The 4837-nt window shown below is 62.2% G+C and carries 4 protein-coding genes; all 4 read left to right on the forward strand.

Annotation, left to right across the window (positions count from 1 at the left end; genetic code table 11):
- The coding region (locus tag V3W31_03070; protein MEE9613920.1) for a transketolase C-terminal domain-containing protein at positions 1-512 on the forward strand (512 nt) is incomplete at its 5' end.
- A 59-nt stretch (positions 513-571) separates the two neighbouring features.
- Complete coding sequence (locus V3W31_03075; protein ID MEE9613921.1) at positions 572-2365, forward strand: glucose-6-phosphate isomerase; 1794 nt, start codon at positions 572-574, stop codon at positions 2363-2365.
- 42 nt (positions 2366-2407) lie between these two features.
- On the forward strand, positions 2408-3328 hold the full coding sequence (gnd, locus tag V3W31_03080; protein ID MEE9613922.1) for a decarboxylating 6-phosphogluconate dehydrogenase: 921 nt from the start codon (positions 2408-2410) through the stop codon (positions 3326-3328).
- Positions 3329-3346: 18 nt separating this feature from the next.
- A partial coding sequence (zwf, locus tag V3W31_03085; protein ID MEE9613923.1) for a glucose-6-phosphate dehydrogenase occupies positions 3347-4837 on the forward strand: 1491 nt, incomplete at its 3' end.

Consider the following 4837-nt stretch of genomic DNA (forward strand, 5'->3'; position numbering starts at 1 on the left):
CGGCGCTTGGCCGTTCCGAGGGCCCCGTGGCGCTCGCTCTTACGAGGCAGAAGCTGCCCGCGCTGGATAGAGGTGAGTTTTTTTCCACTTCCACGGGCGGCCTCTCCCGCGGCGCCTACGTCGTCGCGGACCCCGCCGAAGGGGAGCCCGATCTTATAATAATCGCCACGGGCTCGGAGGTCCACCTTGCTACCGAGGCGCACCGCGAGCTTACGGACAGGGGCATCAAGACGAGGGTCGTCAGCATGCCGAGTTGGGAACTTTTCGAGGCCCAGGACGAGAGCTACCGCTCCGAGATCCTGCCGCCCGGGATAAAGGCGAGGGTGTCGGTCGAGGCAGGCTCGGCCCAGGGTTGGCACCGTTACGTTGGAGGAGAGGGCGGGACCCTGAGTATGGAGAGTTTCGGGGCCTCGGCCCCGGCCGGGCTCCTCTTCGAGAAGTTCGGCTTTACGGTAGATAAGATCGTTTCAAAGGGCATGGCGCTCCTTAAGAGGCAGGGGGAGGCTACCTGACCCCGGCCCGACGGTGATTTCCGTTCAGTTCGAAAAATCGTATTAACGACCATCCCGGCGTGGCCGGCGTGGCCGGCGCGGGCGGCAAGAGGGGAAGGGGGGGGGGAGAGGGGGAAAGCGGCGTGGTAAAAAAAAACGAGGCACTATCGTTCGGCGAGCTTTCCTCTCAGTTCTTCCTGGCCATAGAGGTGCTCAAGATAAAGGGTTTTACCCGGAGGCTGTGGGCACGGGACCCGGGGCTGTGGAAGAACATCCCGGACGACCGGGAGATAATAGAGAACTCTCTCGGCTGGCTTACCGTGGCCGAGAGGATGGGTCGGGAGGTTAAGGAACTCAAGGCCTTTGCCTCGAGCGTAAAAAAAGCCGGTTTCAGGCACGTAGTGGTTCTGGGCATGGGGGGCTCCAGCCTCGCCCCGCTGGTCCTGGCCGCCGTCTTCGGACGTAAGAGGGGCTGGCCCGAGCTCAGGGTCCTCGACTCGACCGACCCGGCGGCCTTGAGGGGGATAGAGTCTTCGGTGGACCCGGCCAGGACCCTCTTTATAGTATCGAGCAAGTCCGGCACCACGGTCGAGCCCCTGAGTTTTTTCGAATACTTTTATGAAAAGGTAAAGGCGGTCAAAAAAAAGGAGCCCGGCAAGAACTTTATCGCCATAACCGACCCCGGCAGCCACCTCGAAGGGCTCTCGAAGGAGCTTAAGTTCCGCCGGGTCTTCCTGAACCCCCCGGACATAGGCGGGCGCTACTCCGCGCTCTCCTACTTCGGGCTCGTGCCCGCGGTCCTTGCCGGTATCGACATCAAAAAACTTCTTGCCTCGGCGGCCTGGATGGGGGAGGAGTGCGGTCCCGCCGTCTCTCCGGGCGAAAACCCCGGCGTCAGGCTCGGCGCGGCGCTGGGTGCCTTCGCCATGGTGGGCCGGGATAAGGTCACCTTCCTTATATCGAAAAAATTCTCCTCCTTCGCTCTCTGGATAGAGCAGCTCCTTGCCGAGAGCACCGGCAAACAGGGCAGGGGACTGGTGCCCATAGCCGGAGAGCCGGAGGTGGAGCCCGGAAAGTACGGCAGCGACAGGGTCTTTGTCGTCGTAGGGGACGTCTCCGAGTTCAAAACCCTCGCAGGCGGCCTGAAGGACGCCGGCCACCCGGTTATAACGCTGCCGATAGAAACTCCCCACGACCTCGGCGGGGAGTTCTTGAGGTGGGAGATAGCCGCCGCCACGGCGGGATGCATACTCGGGATAAACCCCTTTGACCAGCCGGACGTGGAAGAGGCGAAGAAGAGGACAAAGGGGCTCCTCGAGGTCATCTCCGGCGGAAAAACCCTTTCCGTCCCGCATGTGGTTATGGAGGGGGAGAGCTTCGAGCTATCGTTCGGAGAGAAGACCCGCGAGAGGCTCTCCGCCATGGATGGGATAAAAAGGGATGACCCGCTGGAGTTGCTAAAGAGCTTCCTCGGGCTTGCCTCCGGCGGGAACTACCTGTGTATGCTCGCGTACGCGGACCCGGATAACGTGGAGCTTGACGGGGCTTTCTCCGCTATACGAAGGGCGCTCGGCCGGAAGACCGGGGCCGCCACCCAGTTCGGCTACGGTCCGCGCTACCTGCACTCCACGGGCCAGCTCCACAAGGGCGGCAGGAATAACGGGGTCTTCCTGATCTTTACCCACGTCGCCGCCGAGGACCTCGACATACCGGGCAGGCCCTACACGTTCTCCGGCCTTGAGCTCTCTCAGGCCCTCGGCGACCTCGAGGCACTCGAGGCGAAGGGTAGGAGCGTGGCGCTCGTTAACCTCAAGTCCGTATCCCCGGAGGCGCTTGAAGAGGTCGGCTCCGTCCTGGACGGCCTGGCCTTATAATATGGGTGCGCTTATGACACCTTTTTTAAGAGGAGGTACTTTATGCATATAGGCATGGTAGGGCTCGGCCGCATGGGCATGAACATGACAAGGAGGCTCATAGGCGGCGGACACGAGGTGACGGTCTATAACAGGAGCGCGGACAAGGTAAAGAAGGCCGAAGAGGAGGGCGCCCGCGGCGCCGGTTCGCTCAAGGAGCTGGCCTCCTTGCTTCCCGCGCCCCGAGTCGTCTGGCTCATGGTCCCGGCCGGTGGGCCGGTGGACGGGTCGATAGAGGAGATAAGGGGGGAGCTCTCCGAGGGGGACATAGTAATCGACGGCGGCAACAGCTTTTACGAAGACGACCTCCGCCGCGCGGAGAGCCTCGGAAAGGACGGCATAAACTACATCGACGCCGGGGTGAGCGGCGGGATATGGGGGCTTAAGGAGGGCTACTGCCTCATGGTCGGGGGGGACAGGGAGGTTTACGACCACATCGAGCCTATCTTAAAGACCCTCGCCCCTCCGGAGGGGTTGCTCTGGTGCGGCCCGACGGGCGCGGGGCATTATATAAAGATGGTGCATAACGGCATAGAGTACGCCATGATGGAGGCGTACGCCGAGGGTTTTGAGCTCCTGAAGTTTTCCCCCTACGGTGACGGGATAGAATTCGATAAGGTGGCGCACCTCTGGAACAGGGGCAGTGTCGTGAGATCGTGGCTCCTCGAACTTCTTGAGGCGGCCTTCGAAAAGGACGGAGGGCTCGACGAGCTCAGCGGATACGTGGACGACTCCGGCGAGGGCCGCTGGACCGTGGAGGAGGCGGTAAGGAGGGGGGTGCCCTTGCAGGGGATATCCCACTCTCTCTTTCGCCGCTTCCGTTCCCGCCAGGAAGACCCTTTCGCCGAAAGGGTGCTGGCCGCGCTCAGGAAGGAGTTCGGCGGGCACGCGGTAAAGAGGCCGGGAGGGGGGAGTAAAAAGTAAAAAGGAAAACAAATAGTTATGGCAGATAACGAAGATATAGCCGGTACGACGGCGTTCGAGCATGTCGATATGGGCGAGACGTTTTGTGATGAGCCGATGCCGGGCCCCGCGGGTCTTGTCATCTTCGGCGCCTCGGGCGACCTGACGAAGAGAAAGCTCATACCCGCGCTCTACCGGCTTTTCAAGGACGGCTTCCTCTCGGAGAAGTTCTTTGTAGTGGGGGCGGCAAGGACCGCCATGGACGACGCGGCCTTCAGGCACGCGATGGAGGAGGCCGTAAAGAAGTACGGCGACCTCGACGGGAAGAGCTGGGCCGAGTTCGCAGGGAGGCTTTACTACAGGTCCATGGACTACGGCGACAGCGAGGCTTACGCCTCGCTCGCCTCGTTCGTGCGCGAAAGGGAGGAGGAGTACGGCACGGGCGGCAACAGGCTCTTCTACCTCGCCACCCCGCCCACCCTCTACGCGTGGATCGTTGCCTGCCTCGGCTCCTCGGGCATGTCGGCCGATCCGGGAGTAAAGGTCGTGATAGAAAAGCCCTTCGGAAGGGATTTGGCGAGCGCGAGGGAGTTATTGGCCCTCGTCCACAAGTACTTCACCGAAGACCAGGTGTTCAGGATCGACCATTACCTCGGCAAGGAGACCGTCCAGAACATAGTGATGCTCCGGTTCGCCAACGCGATATTCGAGCCGCTCTGGAACCGCCGGTATATCGACCACGTCCAGATTACCGCGGCCGAGACGCTCGGGGTGGAGAAGCGGGCCGGCTACTACGAGGAGGCGGGTATTCTGAGGGACATGTTCCAGAACCACATGTTGCAGGTGATGGCGCTCGTGGCCATGGAGCCGCCTTCTCTTTTCGCCTCGGAGCGCGTCAGGGACGAGCGGGTCAAGCTCCTCAGGTCGCTCCGGCCGCTGGAGCCCACCCCGGACCGGTTCGTGCTGGGACGCTACGAGGCCGGGGAGATAGAGGGCGGCGAGGTGGCGGGCTACACAGAGGAGCCCGGCGTGGCCCCGGACTCCAACACACCGACCTTCGCGGCTATGAAGCTCTACGTGGACAACTGGCGGTGGAACGGAGTGCCGTTCTATCTCCGCTCCGGCAAGAGGCTCGCCAGCCAGGTGACCGAGGTCCTCATACAGTTCAAAGAGGTGCCGCACATGATGTTCGATAGGATATTGCCATCGGGCATAGGGCCGAACGTGCTCGTCCTGAGGATACAGCCCGAGGAGAAGGTGATGCTCACCTTCCACACGAAGAGCCCCGGCTCGAAGATGTGCCTCCGGAACGTCACCATGGACTTCCGCTACACAGAGGGCTACACGGGCCATACGCTGTCGGCCTACGAGAGGGTCCTCCTGGACGCCGTTCTCGGCGATAAGATGCTGTTCGTGAGGAACGACGACGTGGACCTCAGCTGGAGCTTCCTGACCCCGGCGATCGAGCATGCCGAAAAGGGCGGCGGGCTCGTGCCATTCCCCTACGGCGCCGGCAGCTGGGGCCCGAGG

Source organism: Thermodesulfobacteriota bacterium, from assembly GCA_036482575.1.
Classification (GTDB): Bacteria; Desulfobacterota; GWC2-55-46; order GWC2-55-46; family JAUVFY01; genus JAZGJJ01.

What these genes read in the sequence shown, in the direction of transcription:
- gnd (MEE9613922.1), top strand. Translation starts at nt 2,408, where the DNA reads ATGCATATAGGCATGGTAGGGCTCGGCCGCATGGGCATGAACATGACA.